Here is an 18,665-nt window from a genome sequence, read left to right on the forward strand (position 1 = left end):
TGCCGTGGTGCGGGGGTTCCGGGCGCCTCTCACCCAGTACGCCGACGGGCACAGGGGAATCGACCTGGCCGCGCACCCGGGCGAGCCGGTCTATGCCGTTGCCGACGGCACGGTGACCTTCGCCCAGATCGTCGTCGACCGACCCGCGATTTCCCTCAGCCACGCCGGGGGCCTCGTCTCGAGCCTGGAACCGGTCACGGCGCTTGTCGCGTCAGGGGACCCCGTGCGCCGCGGCCAGCTCATCGGCCACGTGGCGACCGGTGGCCACTGCGGCGACGGCTGCCTGCACCTCGGCGCGCGGCTCTCCGGCCGGTACGTGTCGCCGATGCGGTACCTCGGCGGCGTCCCACATGCCGTGCTGCTGCCGACAGAGTCGGCCGCCCTGCTCACGGTGCGAGGGGACTCCCGGCGAAGCGCACGTGCAAACCTGCTCTGGCGAGCGATTCTCCGGGACGCGTGACCTGCTCAGGCCCGCGGGTGAGCGTTCTGGTAGCTCTGCCGCAAACGTTCCGCGGAGACGTGGGTGTAGATCTGGGTCGTGCCGAGGCTCGCGTGACCGAGAAGTTCCTGCACGGCGCGCAGGTCGGCCCCGCCGTCGAGCAGGTGGGTCGCCGCCGTGTGGCGCAGGGCGTGCGGCCCGGCGGGACCGTTGCCGGGGATCTCGGCGAGGAGCCCTGCGACCAGGCGGTATACGGCCCGCACTCCGATGCGGCGTCGGTGGGTCGCGAGGAACAGCGCAGCGGGGCGTCCTGCCGAGCTCGAGACGGAACCCACCGTGGTGCTCCCGGCGGGTTCCTCCGCTGCGGCGAGCAGCACCGGGCGGGCGCGCTCGAGGTAGGCGATGAGTGCACGCTGGGCGGGAACGCCGAAGGGAACGACTCGTTCCTTGGACCCCTTGCCGGTCACGCGCACGGTGAGCTGGGAGAGATCGACATCCGGGACGTCGAGACCGACGAGCTCGGACACGCGCAGCCCGGAAGCATAGAGCAGTTCGACGATGGCCTGGTCGCGCAACTCGTGCGGACCGTCGGCCCTGGCTCGCAGCTCGAGGTGATCGAGAAGGGCCTGCATCTGCGCCCGGTTGATCACCCGGGGCAGGGTTCGACCCGGTTTGGGCGAGCGCAGGCGCACGGCCGGGTCGAGCGCACTCACGCCCGTGCGGGTCAACCAGGCCGTGAAGCTGCGGGCGGAGGCGGACCGACGCGCGATCGTCGCCTTGGAGAGACCCGCCTGGGTCGCCACCCATAGCCAGTCACGCAGCAGGTCCAGGGACAGCCCCTCGGCATCGGCGACCCCACGACCGTCGGCGAAGCCGAGGAGACCGCGGAGATCCGTCCGGTAGGCCCGGACGGTGTTCGGCGAGAAGCCACGCTCCGCCGCCAGGTAGACGGTGAAGTCCTCGAGAAGGGCTGCGAGGGGCATCCGTCCGCCGCCCGCCGGCGCACTCACGCCTGGCGTGAGAAGGCCTCGGTCCGCTCGTCGGGGCTCATCGCCTCGATACGGGCAAGGAACTCGGAGTCGAAACGCGTCGCGGGGTCGAAGTCGCCGAGCACGACATGCGAATGCACGACGCTCTCCGGATAGACCTGCACGAGATTGATCGACTGGCCGCCGCGCACACCCGTGAGTTGCCGGGCAGGCGCACTCGGGTCGATGGTGTAGCAGGTGGCCGCGGCCACCGAGACGGGGATGCCGGCGAAGAGCCCGGTCGTGGCGTAGTGCAGGTGCCCACCGAGGATGCCACGGATGTCACTTCCGGCGATGACCTCGGCCAGGCCGGCCTGGTCTCGGAGTTCGAGAAGGCTCATGAGGGAAACCATGGTCGGGATCGGCGGGTGATGCAGGGCGAGGAGCGTGCCGTGCGGGGCTGGTTCGCGCAGCACCTCGGCGAGCCAGGCCAGCTGCTCGGCGGAGATCGCGCCATGGTGGTAGCCGGGAACGCTCGTGTCGAGAGCGATCAGGCGGAGTCCGTCAAGGTCGTGCACCGCGTCGACGGGTGCGGCAGCGGATGCCCCGTTCCCGGTTTCGCGGAGCAGTTCGCTGCGGAAGGGCGCCCGTTTGTCGTGGTTGCCCATCACCCAGATGACGCGGGCCCCGAGCCGGTCGGCCGCGGACTCGACGAGGTCCCGGATGCGCCGGTAGGCATCCGTTTCGCCGGTGTCGGCGATATCACCGGTGAAGACGAGGGCGTCGATCGGCTGCCCCGAACGTTCCAGCTGGGCGAGGGCCTCGTGCAGGGGCGTGTCGGTGTCGACGGTGCCATAGAGGGGTCTACCGGCACCGAGGAAGTGCGTGTCGCTGATGTGCGCGATCACGTGACTCGCCGGCCCGTACTGGCCCAACTGAACCTGCCCCACTGGAACGCCACTCATGACTCACCCTTCGTCCGCTCCAGACTAGGGCCTGGCGCCGACACTCCCCCGGCGCCCCGGCCGCGTCGATCAGTCCTGCGGGTCTTCTCCGACGCTGCCATCGGCGCGTTCGCGCAACAGGTCGAGGTGACCGGCGTGCCGTGCGGTCTCCTCGACCAGGTGAATCAGGATCCAGCGCAGGCTGAAACTGCGGCGCACCGAGACGGCGTCGAGCGAGCCCGCTGCCGCGATGATCGCGTCGCAGCGGCGCGCCTCCTCCGCATAGTCGGCGAGCAGCTCGGCCATGGTCACTTCGGGCGGCACGTGGAACTCCCCGTCAGGATCCGCGTCGGTCCAGTCGAAGCTCAGACCCTCCTCACCGGCGAAGACATCGCGCAGCCAGGATCGCTCCACGTTCATGAGATGTCGGACGATGCCGTGCGCGGTCATGCCGGTCGGAGTGGCGACGGGCCGGAGAGCCGCGTCGGAGGCATCGCCGACCTTCCATGCGACGAGGTCCCGCTGACGCTGCAGGAACCCCGTTATCGTCGTGCGTTCATCGCCGAAGTGCGCGGCTTCGGTGACTCCGGCGCGCACGCCGTTGATGCTGCCGGAGCCGTCGGAGGCCGGGTTCGCGTAATCAGGCATACCCCTTTGTATCCTGTTTCGCGAGAGTGCGCTTTCGGCCCTTTAACCCGCGGTTCATGGGCCAAAAGCGCACTCTCGCGGACCAGCGGCGGGCGGCATCTGGCCGCGGGCCCGCGATGCGCGCAGGCACTGGTTGCCGGGGACGGCCCGGACTACCATGGCGCCATGTCAGCTCAGCCCGGCGCATACGACGAAGCACTGGGGCGAGCCAGGGAGCACGCTCTCGCGTGGCTTGGTTCGCTCGGTACCCGCCCGGTCGGTCCGCGCGCCGACGCCGACACCCTCTCCGGGATGTTCGCCGGTCCGCTGCCTGAGTCCCCCACCGCCGCGGCATCCGTGGTCGACGAGCTGGCCGCCCTCGCCGAACCCGGGCTGATGGCCATGCCGTCTGGTCGGTTCTTCGGCTGGGTGATCGGCGGCACCCTCCCGGCAGCGCTGGCGGCAGACTGGCTCGTCAGCGCCTGGGACCAGAATGCCGCCATGCGCTTCGCGACGCCGGCCACTGCCGCGGCCGAGGAGGCCGCCGGAGCGTGGGTGCTCGACCTGCTCGGGCTGCCGTCCGGTTCGGATGTCGGATTCACCACCGGGGCGACGATGGCCAATTTCGTCGGGCTCGCAGCCGGGCGCCAGTCAGTGCTCGAGCGGGTGGGCTGGAATCTCAGCAGGGACGGACTTTCCGGTTCGCCCCGCGTGCGGGTGTTCGTGGGCGAGGAGCGGCACGCGGTGATCGACCTCGCACTCCGGTACCTCGGCCTCGGCGAACCCGTCGCCGTAGCGGCCGATGAGCAGGGCCGACTTGATCCCCGTGCCCTCGCGGCTGCGATGCAGGACGGCGAGGGTCCGGCCATCGTCTGCCTGCAGGCGGGGAACCTGCACTCCGGTGCCTTCGATCCGATGACGACGGCAATCCGGGTGGCGCGGGAACACCACGCCTGGGTGCACGTGGACGGCGCGTTCGGCCTCTGGGCCGCGGCGAGCCCGAAGTACCGCGGGCTCGTGGCCGGCGTCGAGGGAGCCGACTCCTGGGCGACCGACGCGCACAAGACGCTCAATGTGCCCTATGACTGCGGGATCGCGATCGTCGAGAAACCGGCGACTGTCCGGTCCGTGTTCGGCGTGCACACGAGCTATCTACTGAAACCGGCGACGGACGGTCCGGGCGACCCCTTCGAGAAGGTGCCGGAGCTCTCCCGCCGGGCACGGGGCATCCCGGTGTGGGCGGCACTGCGCTCGCTCGGGCGATCCGGCACGATCGACCTCGTCGAGCGCCTGGCCGGTCACGCCCGCTCGCTTGCCGAGGGCCTCGCGCGCATTCCCGGCGCCGAGGTCGTCAACGACGTGGTCTTCACCCAGGTGTGCGTGAGCTTCGGAAGCGATGCCCGCACCCGGCGGGTGACCGAGCTGTTGCTCGGCCAGGGCACCACGTGGATGTCCGGTTCCGTCTGGCGCGGGCGCGAGGTGCTGCGCATCTCGGTCAGCAACTGGTCGACGGATGCCGCCGATGTCGCCGACTCCCTCGCGGCTGTGCGGCGGGCGTGCGAGGCCGCAGGCCACGACGGCGAGGAGACGCCTGGGGGCCTGTACCAGGGCTGACGGTTTCGCGGCAGGCCGAGCCTGGCTCAGGCGTTCCGCACCCAGCCGGTCTCTCGCTCGCGCGCGGCGCCTTCGAGCCCGAGGGCGCCGAGGGCGGCACGCACGGACATGGTGGAGAGGCCTGCGCGGCGGGCGAGGTCGCCGATCCCACGCGGGGACCGCCCGCTCAGGGCGTCGAAGACCCGCACCTGTTCGCTTGTGCGCCTGGAACCCTCGAGCCCGAGTTCCGATTCGGGGAAGTCCAGTGTCACCTGGACCAGGTGCTCCGCGACGAGTTCCGCCATTTCGGCGGCCGTCGTCACGCAGACGGCGTCGTACTCGCGGATCAGCCGGTGACACCCGGCCGAGGCCGGTGACGTGACCGGGCCGGGTACGGCGCCGAGCGGCCGCCCGAGGGTGGCCGCGTGCCCGGCGGTGTTGAGCGATCCGGAGCGCCACCCGGCCTCCAGGACGATGGTGGCCAGGCTGGTCGCCGCAATCAGCCGGTTCCGTTGTAGGAACCGCCACTTGGTGGGCGCGGCCCCGCACGGGAGCTCGGAAATGACGGCCCCCTCCCCGGCGATCCGTTCGAGGAGGTCGACGTGCCCGCTCGGGTATGGCCGGTCCACTCCCCCGGCGAGAAACGCCACGGTTCGACCACGGCTCGCGAGTGCCGCTTTGTGCGCCATCCCGTCGATCCCGTACGCCGCGCCGCTGACGATCGCGAATCCGCGGTCGACGAGGCCGGCAGAGGCTTCCATCGCGACATGCTCGCCGTATCGGGTAGCAGCCCGGGCGCCGACGAGGGCGATCGACTGGGCGAACGCGCCGAGGGCATGTGCAGGGCCGCGCCACCAGAGGGCGAGCGGGGCGTGTACCCCGAGGTCCTCAAGCCCGGCCGGCCAGTCGGGGTCACCGGGAATCGCCAGCCGTGCCCCCGATCGGGCTGCCTGCCGCAGCGCAATCGTGACGACGATGGGATCGAGCCGCGGACGCCAGCGCTCCAGAGCGCGGTCGAGTCCGGCGGCAGCGATCACACCCTCCGCCACCCCGGCGGTCAGGAGTTCCCCGGCGATATGGTCGTGGGTCCAGGCCTCGATAATCATCCGCAGGGCGCGAACGGCGCCGAGCGCCGCGACAACGAGGCCCGCAGTTCCGTCGCCGGGTTCGCTGATGCACGACCACGCCGCTCGAGCGTGCAGCTCCGCCGCGAGTTCCCGGGTCAGGGTGGGCCCGGGTGCGCGCACGCCGGTCGCGAGGTCGATCATGGTGGTCTCATCGGGTTCGAATGGCATCGTGCGTCGTGTCCTTCCGTCGGTGGATGTCCGGCTTCAGCCGGTGCGCAGGTAGAGCGCCTGTCCGAGCTGCTCGACACCCGGCCGATCGGCGCCCTCGAGGTCGGCGATCGACCAGGCGACGCGGAGCACCCGGTCATAGCCGCGCATAGTGATGCCGCCGCGCTCCAGCGCTCGATCGAGCGCAGCGGTCGTCGCCCGGTCCAGCCGCAGGTGCCTGCTGCGGAGCCAGGACCCTGGGACCGCTGAATTGAGCGACCAGGGTGTGCCGGCGAGGCGCTCCCGTGCGGCGCGCCGGGCCCGGATCACACGTTCCCGCGCAGCCGAGGTCGTCAGGCGCGGTTCTTCGGCGGCGAGCCGCAGCTGGGCCGCCGTGATCCGGTTCACGTGAAGTTGGATGTCGATCCGGTCCAGGAGCGGCCCGGAGATGCGGGCGAGGTACCGCCGGCGCGCGCTCGGCGGGTACGAGCACTCGAGGCCGGCAACACCGTACTGCCCGCACGGGCACGGATTCGCGGCCATCACGAGCTGGAACCGCGCCGGGAAGTGGGCGACGGCGTTGGCGCGGTGGATGCTGATCATCCCGGATTCGAGCGGCTGCCGGAGGGCGTCGAGCACGGCCGATGCGAACTCGGGAGCCTCGTCGAGGAAGAGCACCCCGTGACAGGCGCGGGCGGCTGCACCCGGCCGGATCTGTCCACTGCCGCCGCCGACCATGGCCGCCGCCGTCGCGGTGTGGTGCGGTGATTCGAGCGGCGGCCGGGTCACGAGGGACCGGCCGAGTCCGCGCCCGGCGAGGGAGCGCAGCGAACTCGCCTCGAGGGAGGCGGCCGGGTCGAGGTCGGGCAGGAGTCCGGGCAGGCGGGCGGCGAGCATGGTCTTGCCGGAGCCTGGCGGGCCGAGCATGAAGAGATGGTGGCCGCCTGCTGCGGCGATCTGCAGGGCCAGGATGGCGTCCTCATTGCCGATGACGTCGGCAAGGTCCATCGAACCGGTTTCGACGACGTCGTTCCCGGCGGGTCCGGCTTCGGTGGGCCACTCGATGGTTTCGACCGGCACGGGCGTCAGCTCCGCCCCGTGCCAGATCGCCGCCTCGCGGAGGGAGGCGACCCCGATCACGGTGATGCCGGGCACGAGTTCCGCCTCCGCGGCGTTTCCGGCCGGAACCATGACGGTTCGGTGGCCGAGACGCGACGCCGCGATCACCGCCGGCAGCATGCCCGGGACTGGTCGAAGGCGCCCGTCGAGGGCGAGCTCGCCGATGTGCACGACCGAGCCGACCGACCCGGCCGCGACCACCCCGTCCGCGGCGAGGCACGCGAGCGCGATCGCGAGGTCGAATCCCGAACCGTGCTTCGGGAGCGCCGCCGGCGACAGGTTGATCGTGAGCTTGTTATGGGTCAGTGGGCAGCCGGAGTTCTTGGCCGCGGCCTTGACCCGCTCTGTCGCTTCGGAGAGCGCGGCATCCGGCAGGCCGATCAGCACCATGCCGGGGAGCTGACCAGAGATGTCGGCCTCGACTTCGACGAGCGCGCCCGTCAGCCCGAGCAGGGCGACGGCGTGGGTACGGGCGAGACCCATCAGGCTGCGCCCATCAGACGGCACGCACTAGAACACGCTCACTAAAACACTCCGGGCAGGTGCTCGATCACCGGAACGGCGCCGGGGGCGAGGATCACCGCGATCGCGTCGATCCTGATTCGCTCCGGCCAGGCATCCGCCTGCTCGCACCACGCCGCCGCAAGCCGGCGGAGCCGGGCGAGCTTGACGACGGTGATCGCCTCGAACGGATGCCCGAAGCCGATCCCCGAGCGCGTCTTCACCTCGACGAAGGCGACTTCGCCGTCCTGCTCGACAATCAGGTCGATTTCGCCCTGCTCGCACCGCCAGTTGCGGGCGAGGAGCGTATACCCGGCGTCGGTGAGGAACCGCGCCGCGTGCTCCTCACCGAGCCTGCCCAGATCATCTTTGCGTGCCACGAGTGCCTCCCACGGACAGGATGCCGGGGGTGGGCGAGCATCCGCGGGGGCCATCGTCGACCGGTGGACAGCGGGCAGACGTCGACGCCTGGTGAGGAGAGTCGGGAATTCGCCTTCGGAAAGTCCGTACACCGTCGAGGGGCGACTCCTAGATGCCGAGGCTCCTGAGTGCCTCGTCCATGCGATCGGCGAGCACCCGATACCCCTCATCGTTCGGGTGCAGGCCGTCGCCGGCCTTCCATTCCGGGTGGCCGTCGAGCCAGTGCGAGGCGCCGGGAATGTAGACGGCGTCGATCGCCGCAGCGCCCGCGCTCACCCACTCGATGATCTGTTGAACCGAGCCGGGTCGATCGTCGGTGTACCAGAACGGCTCGACCACGATGACGCGTGCGACCGGCAGCGCTTCACTGATCCTGGTGAAGTCGGCCGTGATGGCGGAGCGGATGCGGTCGGCGCGAGCGGGCATCGAGAAGTTGTCGTTGAGACCCATCGTCACGATCACGATGTCGGGGCGGGCGGCGATGACCTGGTCGACGAGGTCCTCTGACACGTCTGCCCGGTGGTTCACGAAACCGAGACCGTTCACGCTCGGGTTCACCTCGGTCCAGCCGTGCTCGATGGAAAGGAGCGTCGACCACCGGTGTTCGGGGCTCGAAGCCCCGGTCCCGAGCGTGTACGAGTCCCCGTAGAACGCCACGACGGGACCGGTACCCGGAGACCCCGCAGGAGTCACCGGAATCGGTTCGGCCGGTACCGCACGTCCAACCGAACCGATCACGGCGACGAGTCCAACGACGACGGCCACGGACCCCACCCAGAGGGCCATGACGGTTCGGGTCATTCGTCGGGGTGCACTCACACCAGTCATTCGGAGCGGGATCCGTTCTGGTTTGCCCGGCAATGCGGGAAAGGACCGGTCACGACACCAGCAGCGGCGTGCCGTTCCCCGCTGCCGCGAACGCGGCATCCGTCGCCCGGAGCACGCGCAGTACGTTCGCCCCGGCGAGGGCGGCGAGCTCGACGGCGGTCCAGCCCCGCGCGGCGAGCTCGGTCAGGAGCGCCGGGTAGCCGTCGACGCCCTCGAGACCGACCGGGAATTCGTCTGTGCCGTCGAAGTCGCCGCCGAGCCCGATGTGCCGAATGCCCGCGACCCGGCGAGCGTGCTCGATGTGGGCGATGACCTCGTCGAGGGTCACCGTCGGCGCGGCGCTGTCCCTGGGCCCGTCGAACCAGGCGGCGAAGTCCGGGGAGAGGAACTGCGGCACGAAGGTGAGCATGAGCACGCCGTCGTTGTCGCGCAGGCGCTCGAGCACGTCGTCCGGTACGTTCCGCGGGTGGTCCGTGACGGCGGCGCACGAACTGTGGCTGAAGATCACCGGCGCCGTCGTCACGGAGAGCGCCGCGTGCGCGGTCGCCGGGGACACGTGGGACAGGTCGACGAGCATGCCGAGCCGGTTCATCTCCCGCACGTACTCGACGCCACGCGCGGACAGGCCGCCGTGCACGGGCTCGTCGGTGCCCGAGTCGGCCCAGGTCGTGTTGTGCACATGGGTGAGGGTGAGGTACCGCACGCCGAGCCGCGCGAACATCCGCAGCACGGCCGGGGAGTCGTTGAGGCTGTGCGCGCCCTCCGCGCCGAGGAGGGACGCGATCCGGCCGTGGGACCTGGCCGACTCGACGTCGGCGGCGCTGCGGGCGATCTGGAAATCGTCCGGGTAGCGGGCGGCGAGGCGGTAGACCCAGTCGATCTGCTCGAGGGTGCCCTGAACGGCGTCGGCACCGAGGGATTCGTCGCTCACATAGACCGACCAGAACTGTGCGCCCACCCGGCCGGCCCGGAGGCGCTCGATGTCGGTGTCGGTCGTCAGTCCCCGTTCGAGTCCCTCGACCGAGTACGCGCGGTTCTCCCGGCATTCCCAGGCCCAGTCGTTGTGGCCGTCGACGAGGGGTGCGAGTTCGAGGGCGTGGTCGACGACCGCGCCAACAGGGTTCGTCGGGGCGGTCGTGGCGGCGTGGTTCTCGGCAGCGGATGCGGGGGGCATGGTCCAACGCTAGTGCCGGGGTTCCCCGCGCGGAACCCGGGTTCCCGCGTGCACCGGCACCGGCACCGATGCAGGTTACTAGGCTGGACCCATGGGACTACGCGACAGGTTGGTCGACCTCGGCATGAAGACGATGAGCCTGATGCACCGGGCCGTGCTCAAGGCATCCGGTGGACGTTTGCTCGCCTCGTTCGGGCCGATCCCGGTGGTCGAACTGCACACGATCGGCCGCTCGACGGGCAAGCGCCGCACGACCATGCTCACGGCCCCGATCCACGACCGGAACCGCTTCGTGCTGATCGCCTCGAAGGGCGGCAGCGACCGGAACCCGCAGTGGTACCTCAACCTCGTTGCGAACCCCGACGTCGAACTCACCGTGCACGGCACGACGAAAAAGCTGAGGGCACGCACGGCAGAAGCAGCGGAGAAGGCGGAACTCTGGCCGCAGATCGTCGCCGCATACAAGGGGTACGAGGGCTACCAGCAGAAGACCAGCCGGGACATCCCCGTCGTGGTCTGCGAGCCCCGCTAGAACGACCAGCCGGCTACTCGTCGAGCGCGAGTTCCTTGGGCAGTTCGAATTCCTTCGAGGCGAGTTCCTCGACGTTGACGTCCTTGAACGTCAGCACGCGCACGGACTTCACGAAACGGTCCGACCGGTACACGTCCCAGACCCAGACGTCCTTCATGTTCAGTTCGAAGTAGAAGTCGTGCTCGGTGTCCCGGCGCACGAGTTCGACCTCATTGGCCAGGTAGAAGCGCCGTTCCGTCTCGACGACGTACTGGAACTGCCCGACGACATCCCGATATTCGCGGTACAGGGCCAACTCGACCTCGCGGTCGTAGTCTTCGAACTCTTCTTCTTCCATGGTGAGACAATCCTACGCTGAGATGGTCAGCCACGATTTGCGATGGAGCCCTGTCGGTCCGAGGCGCCCGATCGCAGCCATGTGCTCCGCACTGCCGTAGCCCTTGTTGCCCGCCCACCCGTAGCCGGGCGTGACCGCATCCGCTGCGATCATCAGCCGGTCGCGGTGCACCTTCGCGATCACGGATGCCGCGGACACGGACGCACAGTCCTGGTCGGCCTTGATCCGGGTCAGCACGGAGAGGGGCGTCGCGAGGGCCTTGTTGAGGTAGTCGTCGTTGCCGTCGAGCAGCACGACGCTCCCCCGGACGTCCACGCCGGCGGCGAACAGTTCGGCGAGGGCCCGTTTGCCCGCGAGCCCGAGTGCGGCGATGATGCCGATCTCGTCCACCTCCTTCGCGGAGGCGAGTCCGACCGCGGAGTGCAGCACCCAGGCGACCGCGAGCGGTGCGAGGGCCTCACGGCGCCGCTCGCTGAGCATCTTCGAGTCGCGGAGACCGACCGGCATCGTGCCGTGCGTGCCGTCGATCGCGGCGACGCCGACCCCGACCGGTCCGGCGAGGGCACCACGTCCGACCTCGTCGCAGCCGATCACGCAGCTCGCGCCTTCGGCGAGCAGGCCGAGCTCGACCTCGAGGGTCGGATCGCAGACGGCCATCTACTTCGTCTCCGGGGAAACCCCTCGGAAGACTTCCGGGTAGTCGTCGAGCCAGGTCCAGCGGGACAGCGGCCAGCTGATCACGAGGGCGCGGCCGACGACGTTGTCGATCGGCACGAAGCCCTTGCCAGGGGTGTCCCCGTTGTACCGGGAGTCCTTGGAATTGTACCGGTTGTCGCCCATCACCCAGAGCGAGTTCTCCGGTACGACGACGTCGAAGTTGTCCTTGGACACGGCGCTCGCCCCGGCAGGGAGGTTCACATACGGCTCGGAGAGGGGCACGTCGTTGACGCTCAGCTGGCCGAGGGCGTTGCAGCAGCTGACGTGGTCGCCGGGCAGTCCGATGACGCGCTTGATCAGGTGGTCGTTGCTGTCCGGCGCGGAGAGGCCGACGACGGAAAGGAGCCAGTCAAGGCCGGCGGCGACGGGGTTCTGCTGCACGGCAGCCTGCGGGAGGAGCCACCCGCCGGGATCGCGGAACACGACGACGTCACCGCGCTGGATGGGCATGAGCTTCGGTTCCAGCTCGTTCACGATGATGCGGTCGTTGACCAGGAGGGTGTTCTCCATCGACCCCGAGGGGATGTAGAACGACCGGACGAGGAAGGTCTTGATCAGGAACGAGATGAGCAGCGCCACCACAAAAATGATCAAGAGGTCGCGAAAGAAGATCGCAACGCCGCGCTTGCCGCGCTGTGGTGCTTCTGATGCCAGGCGATCCGATCGCGTGGGCAGAGAATTGTCTGTCATTAAACCGCCTGAGCTCCTGACCCAGTGTACGGGTCAGGAGCTCAGGGTGAAACGCAGCCGGGGCTGGGAATCGGGTGTGACGAGTCTTAGTCGCGCTTTTCCTTGATCTTGGCCTTCTTGCCACGCAGGTTGCGCAGGTAGTACAGCTTCGCGCGACGCACGTCTCCGCGGGTGACGACCTCAATGTGGTCGATAACCGGGGAGTGCACCGGGAAGGTACGCTCGACGCCGACCTGGAAGCTGACCTTGCGAACGCAGAACGTTTCGCGGACGCCTTCGCCGGAACGGCCGATGACGACACCCTGGAAGACCTGCACGCGCGAGCGTGCGCCTTCAACGATGTTGACGTGAACCTTGACGGTATCGCCGGCACGGAACGCCGGGATGTCCTTCCGGAGTGATGGGGCATCCACCTGGTCGAGAATATGCATATTTGTTCGCTCTCTGTATCCGCCACAGGACGAAGACGGCTGAGGTCGCCCGCGCACACAGGTGCTGGGCGACGACTGATGAGGTTAAGACCGTGCCGAACGGTGCAGCTCCCCTGTGGCAGAGGCATGCTACGGCACAATCGCTGATTATGTCACGATCCGCGCCTCCGGCAAAACCGGGCCGGCTAGGTGTCTTTCGGCTTCTCCCGCACGACGATGACCGACGGGTCAGGGGTGGGTTCGAAGCCGATGGGCGACGGATGCTCCCCCGCGGCCGGTTCGGTCGGGGCGCCACCTCTGGCGGTCTCGTCGATCAGCACGATCATCGCCTGCATCCGGCTCCTGGCACTCGCGAAGAGCTCCCAGATGGCGAACCAGAAGGCTGCGAGCCCGACGAGCACGACCAGGAACGGCAGCCAGCTCGCACCCGCCGTGAAGCCGGAGGCCACGATCAGGGCGTGCCACAGGGTGAGCACGCCGACGTCACGCCAGGACACCGCCCGCTCCAGCCGCACCTCGGTGCGGGCGAAGAAGAGCAGGGCGACGGCCAGCAGGCCGAGGCCGAGCACGATGCCGCCGAAGAAGCTGCCGAGCACGGCCCATCCGCTCGACTTGAAGAGGGACGCGCCGATCAGGAGCCACGCCGGAAGCACGAGCACGGCAAGGAATTGCCAGCGATAGAAGACCCTGCGTAGGAACACGAAGCCAGACTACTCGCGGACGCCTTCGGCTGGCTCTGCGTTCGCTGGAGGCAGAAGGTCGGGCCGGACCCGCATGGTGCGCTCGAGCTGCTGGTCGTGGCGCCACGTCGCGATGGCACCGTGGTTGCCGCTCAGGAGCACCGGGGGTACGTCGAGACCGCGCCAGCTGGACGGCTTGGTGTAGCTCGGGTATTCGAGGAGTCCGTCCTCGTGGGACTCCTCGACGAGGCTCTCCGGGTTGCCGACCATGCCGGGGATGAGCCGGCCGACGGCCTCGATCATGGCCATCACCGCGACCTCTCCCCCGTTGAGCACATAGTCGCCGAGGCTGACCAGCCTGACGCGCCCGCGGGAGGCGAAGTGGTCGAAGACGCGTTGGTCGATGCCTTCGTATCGCCCGCAGCCGAAGACGATGTGCGGTTCGGCGGCCAGTTCGCGGGCCATCTTCTGGGTGAAGAGGTCGCCGGCCGGGGACGGGAAGATCAGGAGCGGCCCTGCGTCGTTCGCCGTGGCATCCGCTGCCGCGTCGCCGCCAGCTTCAGTGGGCGCGCCGGTGGTCTCGTCGAGGATCGCGTCGAGAGCCTCGCCCCAGGGTTCCGGCTTCATCACCATGCCGGCGCCGCCGCCGTACGGGGTGTCGTCGACGGTGTTGTGCCGGTCGTGGGTGTGGTCGCGCAGGTTGTGCACGAGCACCTCGATGAGTCCGGACTGCCTGGCCTTGCCGAGCAGGGAGACGTCGAGGACAGAGAAGAACTCCGGGAAGATGGTGAGGATATCGATGCGCACGAAGAAAGCCTAGGCGTGGACGGGAACGGACTCGTCCGCGGTTTCGGCGTCGGTCGCGGTCGTAGCGCTCGCTTCCAGGTGGGCGGCACGGTTGACCCGGGTGCGGTGCGAGAAGTACACCGGCAGGGCGGTGAAAAGGATCGCACCGAGCAGGTTGCCGACGAGAACGGGGATCTGGTTCCAGAGCAGCCACTGGCCGATGCTGATCGGGGCGCCGAGCATCATGCCGGCGGGGATGACGAACATGTTCACGATCGCGTGCTCGAGTCCGAGGCTGAAGAAGATCGTGACCGGAAGCCACATCGCGAGGATCTTTCCTGCGGTGGACTTCGACGTGTAGAACATGATCGTGCCGATCGCGACCATCCAGTTACAGAGCATCGCCTTGATGATCGCGACGACGATTCCGCCAGGGCCGACCGCTTCATACGGCAGAACCTTGTGCTCGGCTAGATGCACGATGGCCTGGACCATCGGGTCTGTGGTCACGGTGCCCATGTAGGTGATCGAGACGACGTAGAGGAAGCCGAAGAGCACGGCGCCGAACAGGTGGGCGGCGATGACGACACCGAAATTGGTGAGGCCCTTTTTAATGGTCGTTCGTCCCTCGAGGATCGCGAGCGGGATCAGCGCGAAGCTTCCCGTGACGAGCTCGAGTCCGAGCAGCAGGATAATGGCGAATCCGACCGGGAACAGCACGGCGCCCACGATGGGAAGCCCGGTCTGGGCGGCCGCGGTCAGGGACACCGCCGTTGCCGCGCCCAGGATCGCCCCGGACAGGGTTCCGCGGATGATCATCTGCTTAATGGTCAGGTTCGATTTAACGACACCCGAATGAATGATGTCATCGATGAGTTTGTCGGGCTGGACGTACGACACAGGCGGTTCTCCTTGCAAGGGCTGCCGCGTCGTGGGGAGTGGAGGAGCCAGCGGGCGCGGCGCGCCTTCCCCCGGGTTGATCCCGGTCGCGCCTATGCGCCGTTCTGGTCTGGTGTGTGCTCGGCGTCCGGCTCGGCACCGGCGTCGGGTTCGTGCGGTGCGCCATCCGCTTCGAGCGGGGCTTCGGGCTCGTCGTCCGGCTCCTCGGGGAGCTCTTCGAGCAGTCCGGGCGGAGGGGTGATCGTGACGATACCCGTCGCGATGTCGACGGAGGGAACGATTGCCTTCACGAAGGGCACCATGACGTCACCGGTCGCGGTCTTGACGATCAGGAGATCCTGGGCCGGAAGGTGTTCGAGACGGCCGATGGTACCGATCTGCACCCCGTCACGCACGACCTTGAGGCCGACGAGCTGGTGGTCGTACCAGGCGTCTTCTTCGTCGGATTCTTCGTCGTCGTCCTGGTCGATCCACAGGATGGCCTTGGCGAGTGCCTCAGCCGCTTCCCGGTCGGGGACATCCTTGAAGAAGCCGACGGCGTGCTGGTTGTACCAGCGGAGCTCGACGAGCTCGATCTTCTTACCGTGCCACGGGGACCCGGTTGGAACCTGAAGCGTGAACACGGCGCCCGGGACGAAACGTCGCCCCGGGTCATCCGTGAACAGTTCGAGCTTGATGGCGCCCTTGAGGCCATGGGCCTTGGTCAGGCGACCAACCCGCAGCTGGGCTCGGGGCGACTGGGCTCTGGGTACCAGAGTGTCGTTCACGAGGCTCACCGCCGGCTCAGAAATCGGTGTCGACGACGTCGACCCGCACGCGCTTGCCATCGGCCAGGGCAGCCACAAGGGTGCGCAGGGCCTTTGCGGTCCGCCCGGAACGACCGATGACGCGGCCGAGGTCCTCGGGGTTCACGCGAACCTCGAGCACCTCGCCACGCGGTGAGTTCTGGGCAGCAACGTGCACATCGTCCGGGTGGTCAACGATTCCCTTGACGAGGTGCTCAAGCGCGGGTGCGAGCAAAATTACGCCTTGTCCTCTTCTGTTGCGTCAGCGGCTTCGGCGACGGGCGCCTCTTCCTTGACAACGGGCTTCTCAGCCTTGGGCTTGAGAACCGGCTTCTTCTTCTCGTCGGCGACGAAAGCGACCTTGGCCTCTTTGATCTTGACGGTGCTGACGGCGTTCTTGTCACCCTTGAACTTGCCCCAGTCGCCGGTCAGCTTGAGGAGAGCCTCAACCTGCTCGGTGGGCAGGGCGCCAACGCCGAGCCAGTACAGTGCACGCTCGGACTTGATCTCGATGACCGAGGGCTCCTGCGTGGGGTGGTAGATGCCGATTTCTTCAATGACGCGACCGTCGCGCTTGGTGCGCGAGTCGGCCACAACGATGCGGTAGTACGGCGCACGAATCTTGCCCATGCGCTTCAGACGGATTTTGACAGCCACAATTCTCCTGTGTATTTGATTTTTGGCGAACTGAGGGCCGTGAGCGTGGGGGCACACTCGGCACAAGCTCAAGATGGTTTTTTCCTGCGTCAGAGTAGAGGGTCGGGCGCAGGAGAACTCGACTAATCATTCTGTCAGATGTCGGCCCCAATGTGATAATCGACCGGGCACCGGGTGTCCGCCGAAAGCGGATTCCGCGTTCGTGCGGGAGGCCGCCTGCAATCGGTGTCAGGATTGTGACCAGCACCCAGCCGGGTGCCACGCGACCAAAGGACCGCACGTGGGAATCGAATTCGCCCGATCAGCGCGATCGACGATCGGCATCGAATGGGAGATCGCGCTCGTCGACCGGTCGACCGGTGACCTCGTCTGCATCGCCGACGAGGTGCTCGATGCCCTGCGCGGCCCCGACGGGTCGCCGCACCCGCACATCACCGGAGAGCTGCTGCTCAACACCGTCGAGCTCGTCTCCGGTGTTCACACGACCGTGGCGGGCGCCGTTGCGGATGTCTACGGCCAGGTCGACGAGGTCAGGGCGATCACGGACCCACGGGGCGTCGACCTCATCTGCAGCGGCTCGCATCCGTTCGGCCAGTGGTTCGACCAGGAGGTCACGGACAAGGAGCGGTACCACAAGCTCATCGACCGCACCCAGTGGTGGGGCCGGAACATGATGATCTGGGGCATCCACGTGCACGTCGGCATCGAGGACCGCGACAAGGTCATCCCGATCCTGAACGGCCTGCTCGGCTATCTCCCGCACCTGCAGGCGCTCTCGGCGTCCAGTCCGTTCTGGGCGGGCGTCGAGACCGGTTATGCGTCGAATCGCGCGCAGATGTTCCAGCAGCTGCCGACGGCGGGGCTGCCCTGGATCCTCGAGGACTGGGCGAGCTGGGAACGGTATGTCGAGGACATGACCCGAACCGGGATCATCGACGACATGACCGAGGTGCGCTGGGACATCCGCCCCTCTGCCCGCTGGGGCACCATCGAGATTCGCGCCTGCGACGGCGTGTCGACGGCCACCGAACTCGGGGCGATCGCCGCGCTCATCCAGTGCCTCGTCGAGTGGATGTCCACCGAGCTCGACGCCGGACGCCCGGTCCCGAGCATGCAGCCGTGGTTCGTGCGCGAGAACAAGTGGCGTGCGTCGCGATATGGGCTCGATGCGGAGATCATCCTCGACTCGAGCGGCGCCGAACGACTCGTGACCGACGACGTGCGCCGGCTGATCGGCGTGCTCTCCCCCACCGCGGAACGCCTCGGTTGCCTCACCGAACTGCTGCAGCTGAACGGCATCCTGGATGCCGGCGCGAGCTACCAGCGCCAGCTGCGCGTCGCCGCGGCGAACGGCGGCAGCCTGCCCGCCGTCGTGGCCGCGCTCAGCGCGGAACTCCGCGGCGGCACGCTGCCCGTTTAGGCGGCGTTCTTGGCGTCGCGCCAGGCCAGCCAGTCGGTCAGTGGGGCGAGATCATACGCCGGGCCGGAGAGCCCGATCGTGAACAGGCGGGCCCCGAGCGCATAGAGCTCGTCTGCCTCGTCGACCGTGCGGCCGCGCAGCTCCGTGGACACCTCGATCTCGGCCGGGTCGCGCCCGACCGTCGCGCACCAGTCTGCGAGGACGCCGAGCTTGTGCTCGAGTACCTCGGGGCTCGAGAAGGAATGCCAGATGTCGGCGTGCTTGGCGACGATGCGCAGGGTCTTCTTCTCCCCACCTCCGCCGATCAGCACCGGGATCTTCCGGGTGGGCGGCGGGTTGAGCTTGCCCCAGCGCGCCTCGATGCGTGGGAGGTTCTCCGCGAGGGCGTCGAGCCGGCTGCCGACGGTGCCGAACTCGTAGCCGTACTCGTCGTAGTCGCGCTCGAACCAGCCGGAGCCGGTGCCGAAGATGAAGCGGCCGCCGCTGATGTGGTCGATCGTGCGGGCCATGTCGGCCTGCAGGTCGGGGTTGCGGTAGCTGTTGCAGTTGACGAGGGCGCCGATCTCGATCCGGGAGGTCTGCTCAGCCCACGCGGCGAGGATCGTCCAGGATTCGAAGTGCAGCCCGTCCGGGTCACCGGAAAGCGGGAAGAAGTGGTCCCAGTTGAAGGCGACATCGGTGCCGAGTGCTTCGACCTCTGCGACGGTGTCGCGGATCTTCGTGTACTCGGCATGCTGGGGCGCCACCTGCGCGCCGATGCGGACGGGACCGGGCTTCGTGAGTGTCATGCGCCCAGCCTAAACGCCCGAGGCATACCTGTCCGGTCGAGAGTTACCCGCTGAG

General features: G+C 68.4%; 23 protein-coding genes. 4 read left to right on the forward strand and 19 right to left on the reverse strand.

The features are described from left to right. On the forward strand, window positions 1-460 hold a 460-nt coding region (locus QN357_RS03195; protein WP_323504542.1), incomplete at its 5' end, for a M23 family metallopeptidase. A gap of 5 nt (window positions 461-465) precedes the next feature. On the opposite strand, the gene QN357_RS03200 is transcribed toward QN357_RS03195, so the two are convergent. From QN357_RS03200 to QN357_RS03210, 3 genes are all read right to left on the reverse strand, one after another. Beyond that, on the reverse strand, window positions 466-1,422 hold the full coding sequence (locus QN357_RS03200) for a tyrosine recombinase XerC (protein WP_322135693.1): 957 nt from the start codon (window positions 1,420-1,422) through the stop codon (window positions 466-468). A 23-nt stretch (window positions 1,423-1,445) separates the two neighbouring features. Beyond that, complete coding sequence (locus tag QN357_RS03205; protein ID WP_322135692.1) at window positions 1,446-2,372, reverse strand: phosphodiesterase; 927 nt, start codon at window positions 2,370-2,372, stop codon at window positions 1,446-1,448. 69 nt (window positions 2,373-2,441) lie between these two features. Continuing rightward, a complete protein-coding gene (locus QN357_RS03210; protein WP_322135691.1) occupies window positions 2,442-2,999 on the reverse strand; it encodes a DinB family protein in 558 nt (185 codons plus the stop codon). A 165-nt stretch (window positions 3,000-3,164) separates the two neighbouring features. Here QN357_RS03210 and QN357_RS03215 point away from each other — a divergent pair, with 165 nt between their 5' ends. Continuing rightward, window positions 3,165-4,592, forward strand: coding sequence for a pyridoxal phosphate-dependent decarboxylase family protein (locus QN357_RS03215; protein ID WP_134447615.1), 1,428 nt, complete (start codon window positions 3,165-3,167; stop codon window positions 4,590-4,592). 26 nt (window positions 4,593-4,618) lie between these two features. Here QN357_RS03215 and dprA read toward each other — a convergent pair whose 3' ends face one another. The 5 genes from dprA to QN357_RS03240 form a co-directional block, all read right to left on the reverse strand. After that, a complete protein-coding gene (dprA, locus tag QN357_RS03220; protein WP_323504543.1) occupies window positions 4,619-5,866 on the reverse strand; it encodes a DNA-processing protein DprA in 1,248 nt (415 codons plus the stop codon). 36 nt (window positions 5,867-5,902) lie between these two features. Continuing rightward, complete coding sequence (locus QN357_RS03225) at window positions 5,903-7,447, reverse strand: YifB family Mg chelatase-like AAA ATPase (protein ID WP_323504546.1); 1,545 nt, start codon at window positions 7,445-7,447, stop codon at window positions 5,903-5,905. A gap of 41 nt (window positions 7,448-7,488) precedes the next feature. Next, complete coding sequence (locus tag QN357_RS03230) at window positions 7,489-7,845, reverse strand: YraN family protein (protein WP_134560756.1); 357 nt, start codon at window positions 7,843-7,845, stop codon at window positions 7,489-7,491. A gap of 148 nt (window positions 7,846-7,993) precedes the next feature. Further along, window positions 7,994-8,686: an SGNH/GDSL hydrolase family protein gene (locus tag QN357_RS03235; protein ID WP_134560757.1), complete on the reverse strand. Its 693-nt coding sequence runs from the start codon at window positions 8,684-8,686 to the stop codon at window positions 7,994-7,996. 76 nt (window positions 8,687-8,762) lie between these two features. Beyond that, the gene (locus QN357_RS03240; protein ID WP_134560758.1) at window positions 8,763-9,887 is read right to left on the reverse strand and encodes a dipeptidase; all 1,125 of its coding nucleotides are present in this window, start codon (window positions 9,885-9,887) and stop codon (window positions 8,763-8,765) included. 91 nt (window positions 9,888-9,978) lie between these two features. Between QN357_RS03240 and QN357_RS03245 the strand changes: the two genes are divergently transcribed. After that, complete coding sequence (locus QN357_RS03245; RefSeq protein WP_134447607.1) at window positions 9,979-10,419, forward strand: nitroreductase family deazaflavin-dependent oxidoreductase; 441 nt, start codon at window positions 9,979-9,981, stop codon at window positions 10,417-10,419. A 13-nt stretch (window positions 10,420-10,432) separates the two neighbouring features. On the opposite strand, the gene QN357_RS03250 is transcribed toward QN357_RS03245, so the two are convergent. The 10 genes from QN357_RS03250 to rpsP form a co-directional block, all read right to left on the reverse strand. Next, window positions 10,433-10,756, reverse strand: coding sequence for a DUF2469 family protein (locus tag QN357_RS03250; RefSeq protein ID WP_134447605.1), 324 nt, complete (start codon window positions 10,754-10,756; stop codon window positions 10,433-10,435). Between the two features lie 12 nt (window positions 10,757-10,768). After that, the gene (locus QN357_RS03255; RefSeq protein WP_134447603.1) at window positions 10,769-11,413 is read right to left on the reverse strand and encodes a ribonuclease HII; all 645 of its coding nucleotides are present in this window, start codon (window positions 11,411-11,413) and stop codon (window positions 10,769-10,771) included. After that, complete coding sequence (gene lepB / locus QN357_RS03260) at window positions 11,414-12,163, reverse strand: signal peptidase I (RefSeq protein WP_134447601.1); 750 nt, start codon at window positions 12,161-12,163, stop codon at window positions 11,414-11,416. It lies immediately after the preceding gene. Between the two features lie 86 nt (window positions 12,164-12,249). Next, window positions 12,250-12,594: a 50S ribosomal protein L19 gene (gene rplS, locus QN357_RS03265; protein WP_134447599.1), complete on the reverse strand. Its 345-nt coding sequence runs from the start codon at window positions 12,592-12,594 to the stop codon at window positions 12,250-12,252. A 185-nt stretch (window positions 12,595-12,779) separates the two neighbouring features. Next, entirely contained in the window at window positions 12,780-13,295 is a 516-nt protein-coding gene (locus tag QN357_RS03270) for an MFS transporter (RefSeq protein ID WP_323504544.1), read from the reverse strand. A 9-nt stretch (window positions 13,296-13,304) separates the two neighbouring features. Continuing rightward, a complete protein-coding gene (gene trmD / locus QN357_RS03275; RefSeq protein ID WP_322140853.1) occupies window positions 13,305-14,081 on the reverse strand; it encodes a tRNA (guanosine(37)-N1)-methyltransferase TrmD in 777 nt (258 codons plus the stop codon). A gap of 9 nt (window positions 14,082-14,090) precedes the next feature. After that, a complete protein-coding gene (locus QN357_RS03280; RefSeq protein WP_134447593.1) occupies window positions 14,091-14,960 on the reverse strand; it encodes a formate/nitrite transporter family protein in 870 nt (289 codons plus the stop codon). A 92-nt stretch (window positions 14,961-15,052) separates the two neighbouring features. Continuing rightward, entirely contained in the window at window positions 15,053-15,727 is a 675-nt protein-coding gene (rimM, locus tag QN357_RS03285) for a ribosome maturation factor RimM (RefSeq protein ID WP_241975527.1), read from the reverse strand. A 16-nt stretch (window positions 15,728-15,743) separates the two neighbouring features. Continuing rightward, window positions 15,744-15,980, reverse strand: a complete 237-nt coding sequence (locus QN357_RS03290) for an RNA-binding protein (protein ID WP_134447589.1) — start codon at window positions 15,978-15,980, stop codon at window positions 15,744-15,746. Window positions 15,981-15,982: 2 nt separating this feature from the next. Further along, the gene (gene rpsP, locus QN357_RS03295) at window positions 15,983-16,402 is read right to left on the reverse strand and encodes a 30S ribosomal protein S16 (protein ID WP_134447587.1); all 420 of its coding nucleotides are present in this window, start codon (window positions 16,400-16,402) and stop codon (window positions 15,983-15,985) included. A 280-nt stretch (window positions 16,403-16,682) separates the two neighbouring features. Here rpsP and QN357_RS03300 point away from each other — a divergent pair, with 280 nt between their 5' ends. Continuing rightward, entirely contained in the window at window positions 16,683-17,822 is a 1,140-nt protein-coding gene (locus tag QN357_RS03300) for a glutamate--cysteine ligase (RefSeq protein ID WP_134447585.1), read from the forward strand. Here the strand turns inward: QN357_RS03300 and QN357_RS03305 are convergent. Continuing rightward, window positions 17,819-18,610, reverse strand: a complete 792-nt coding sequence (locus QN357_RS03305; protein WP_134560945.1) for an LLM class F420-dependent oxidoreductase — start codon at window positions 18,608-18,610, stop codon at window positions 17,819-17,821. The genes QN357_RS03300 and QN357_RS03305 overlap by 4 nt on opposite strands. Window positions 18,611-18,665: the final 55 nt, after the last annotated feature.

Source organism: Cryobacterium sp. RTC2.1 (assembly GCF_035018685.1).
GTDB lineage: Bacteria > Actinomycetota > Actinomycetes > Actinomycetales > Microbacteriaceae > Cryobacterium > Cryobacterium glucosi.

Bases quoted from the DNA above. Each gene is read 5' to 3' on its own strand.
- QN357_RS03200 (WP_322135693.1), bottom strand. From the start codon at position 1,422: ATGCCCCTCGCAGCCCTTCTCGAGGACTTCACCGTCTACCTGGCGGCG.
- QN357_RS03205 (WP_322135692.1), bottom strand. From the start codon at position 2,372: ATGAGTGGCGTTCCAGTGGGGCAGGTTCAGTTGGGCCAGTACGGGCCG.
- QN357_RS03210 (WP_322135691.1), bottom strand. From the start codon at position 2,999: ATGCCTGATTACGCGAACCCGGCCTCCGACGGCTCCGGCAGCATCAAC.
- QN357_RS03215 (WP_134447615.1), top strand. From the start codon at position 3,165: ATGTCAGCTCAGCCCGGCGCATACGACGAAGCACTGGGGCGAGCCAGG.
- dprA (WP_323504543.1), bottom strand. From the start codon at position 5,866: ATGCCATTCGAACCCGATGAGACCACCATGATCGACCTCGCGACCGGC.
- QN357_RS03225 (WP_323504546.1), bottom strand. From the start codon at position 7,447: ATGGGTCTCGCCCGTACCCACGCCGTCGCCCTGCTCGGGCTGACGGGC.
- QN357_RS03235 (WP_134560757.1), bottom strand. From the start codon at position 8,686: ATGACCCGAACCGTCATGGCCCTCTGGGTGGGGTCCGTGGCCGTCGTC.
- QN357_RS03240 (WP_134560758.1), bottom strand. From the start codon at position 9,887: ATGCCCCCCGCATCCGCTGCCGAGAACCACGCCGCCACGACCGCCCCG.
- QN357_RS03245 (WP_134447607.1), top strand. From the start codon at position 9,979: ATGGGACTACGCGACAGGTTGGTCGACCTCGGCATGAAGACGATGAGC.
- QN357_RS03250 (WP_134447605.1), bottom strand. From the start codon at position 10,756: ATGGAAGAAGAAGAGTTCGAAGACTACGACCGCGAGGTCGAGTTGGCC.
- QN357_RS03255 (WP_134447603.1), bottom strand. From the start codon at position 11,413: ATGGCCGTCTGCGATCCGACCCTCGAGGTCGAGCTCGGCCTGCTCGCC.
- lepB (WP_134447601.1), bottom strand. From the start codon at position 12,163: ATGACAGACAATTCTCTGCCCACGCGATCGGATCGCCTGGCATCAGAA.
- rplS (WP_134447599.1), bottom strand. From the start codon at position 12,594: ATGCATATTCTCGACCAGGTGGATGCCCCATCACTCCGGAAGGACATC.
- QN357_RS03305 (WP_134560945.1), bottom strand. From the start codon at position 18,610: ATGACACTCACGAAGCCCGGTCCCGTCCGCATCGGCGCGCAGGTGGCG.